General features: G+C 59.7%; 1 protein-coding gene. It reads left to right on the forward strand.

Annotation, left to right across the window (positions count from 1 at the left end; genetic code table 11):
- Positions 1–1,368: 1,368 nt before the first annotated feature.
- The coding region (locus AC1DS3_RS37450) for an ABC transporter transmembrane domain-containing protein (protein ID WP_477129228.1) at positions 1,369–2,812 on the forward strand (1,444 nt) is incomplete at its 3' end.

The following is a 2,812-nucleotide window of genomic DNA, read 5'->3' on the forward strand; positions in this document are numbered from 1 at the left end:
GCCATGCTTTGCTCGTCCATTAGATCGATGCTTCTCGACTACCCCGCCTCGGCAAAAAGGGGGTGGGCCTACTTGGGCTAGGCCTTTTAGCTAGCGCAGGCGCCTATAAGCTGCAATCGATACGGGTATACCCTTCCACTTAACACGGCAACGCGAACTATCTTTCTCGCCACAAACGCCGATCCAGTTTCACCGTTGCAACCAAATGCAACACGGTGTGCCTGCCTCTTGCCACCACACCACCTGGTCCCAAAGCATCGGTGACATCACTGAATACGCCTGCTAGGTGCAGGGCAGCCGAGCACATTGCAGATACTCACTAGTAACAACGAAGAAACACTATGACTCAAAATCTTACAAATTTTTGGGGAACAATTTAGTTGCGCCATATAAATCAATAGGTTGTGGGTGATGGCATGCTCCTCGCTCTGATATCGGTTACAAAATGAAGTGTGACCTCATCTAGATACATCACGGGAGCAGTCGGACAAGCGATGTGGTCGATCGCGTTCGAAGGTTCACCGAGTAACCACTTAACAGATGAATTGCAGGTCGTGCATTGCAGGGGGTCGGCGCAGAGCCAGCGCAACTAACTTTATATCCAATGGCCCACGCCTAGCCGGTGTCGTGTCTTCTGCGAGCTCCGGTGCAGCGATCACAAGCAGTTTGCAGCAAATTTCAGGCGCGGACCGGTTCCTGAGGGAGTCAGAATTGGTCCGTGGCACCTACAAAGGCACGCAAGCCGCAGCAAGCGGCAACGCGCCAGGTGAGAACTCACCGGTCGGTTCGCCGACAGGCATGGTCCCTGAGGATCGGTGGAATCGAAAGGTCCGCCTTGTCACGCCGTGCCCCGGGGAGAGATCGATCCTGTATCGACCACACTCCGGACCCGTTCGGGACAATCCGGATCAATCGGTTTGACCTGAGTCGGCAATCTCGGCTCGAAACCCGTACCCGACCTTCAGCGGGTGCTTTTGCTTCGCGAAGATCTGCAACACAAGGCTCGTGATCTGCTTTTGTCTGGCGATCCCGAGGCGGGTGTTTCCTGGTCGCTTCTAAGTTCAAAGCGCTTTTGGAAGAGCTTTGATCTCGCTGCAATTTACGTCCGCTCGAACGCCCCGCAGGGGCGCGGGCGCCCAAACGAGGGGCTTTGATTTTTTGAGATTTCCTGTTCTCCTGTGCTCGGCGGATCGTGTTTGGCCCAAAGCGCGGGAGATGTGCGAGATGGAAGGTGGCGGAGCCCTTATTTGGGCGTGCGCGAGATGCCGGGGGGCGATCATGCGAGATACCGGGGATTCTGTTGTCAAAATGCTGGCGGCCTTGGCGCTGCCAATTTTTTGCGACCCAGACTCAGTCGGGGTGCTGTAAATGCACCGCGCCGAGTCACCAGTTCAGCCCACAACCGAGCAGGGGGCTGCATCGCCGCAGCGGCCATGGGACCTGCCGCCTTCGTCTGGTCCGGACGACGATCCCTTGCTCGGCTGTCTTCTGGTGCTGGCCAAAATGTTCAATCGGCCAGTGTCGGCCGACGCGCTGACTGCGGGCCTGCCGCTGGTTGAGCATCGCCTCACGCCTGATCTGTTCGTACGCGCCGCGGCCCGAGCCGGCCTGTCCGCCAAGCTGGCCAAGCGGCCCTTGCACGCCATCTCCGATCTGGTGCTGCCCGCCGTCTTGCTGTTGCAAGGCCGGCAGGCGTGCGTGCTCGTACGCAGGGGTGCCGGCACGCGCGCGCAGCTCGTGATGCCGGAGTCCGGTGCGGGAGAGAGCGAGATCGGCCTGGAAGAGTTGGAGCGGCGCTATATGGGCTACGTGTTGTTCGCACGGCCCGCTTACCGCTTCGAGGAGGGCACCGCACAGAGCGCGGTGCCCCGTCCGCGCCACTGGTTCTGGGGCGTGGTAGCGCAATCCTGGCCGGTCTTTGGCGAGGTCCTGATCGCATCACTGCTGATCAGTGTGTTTGCCCTCGTCATGCCACTGTTCACCATGAATGTGTATGACCGGGTAGTACCGAACCATGCCATGGAAACACTGTGGGCGTTGACCATCGGCGTGATGCTGGTGGTGGGCTTCGATGTGCTTATCCGCACCTTGCGCGGCTACTATATCGACATAGCTGGCAAGAAGATCGACGTGATCCTGTCGACCAATATCTTCGAGAAAGTGCTCGGCATCCAGATGGCCGCGCGCCCCCCATCGGTCGGCGGATTTGCCAACAACCTGCAGGAATTCGAGGCGGTACGCGAGTTTTTCACCTCCGCCACCATCACGGCTCTGATCGACGTGCCGTTCGTGGTGTTCTTTATCTTGACAATATTCTGGGTGGGCGGCGGCCTTGGCTGGGCGCCGGTGATTGCCCTTCCCTTGGTCGTCGGTGCCGGGCTGGTCTTGCAAGGGCCGCTTGCGCGGGCCATCCAGGCAAATCAACGTTGTGCGGGCCAGCGGCAGGCGATGTTGATCGAGACGCTGGTAGGCCTGGAGACCATCAAGACGATGGGTGCCGAAGGGCCGACGCAGGGCAAGTGGGAGCAGGTGCTCGGCCAGATCTCCAGGCTGGGTCTCAAGACCCGCTTCCTGTCGGCCTGCATCGTCAACTTTGCGGCTTTCGCGCAGCAGGCGGCCTACCTTGCCGTGGTGGTGTTCGGAGTCTACCTCATTGTCGATGACAAGCTCACCACCGGCGGGCTGATTGCCTGCACTACCCTGACCGGCAGGGCGCTGGCGCCGATGTCCCAGGTGGCGGCGCTATTGACCCGCTATCATCAATCCCGCGCCGCGCTGGCTTCGATCGACCGCTTGATGAATTTGCCGGTGG

The sequence above is a fragment of the Cupriavidus sp. 01L46 genome (assembly GCF_056399905.1).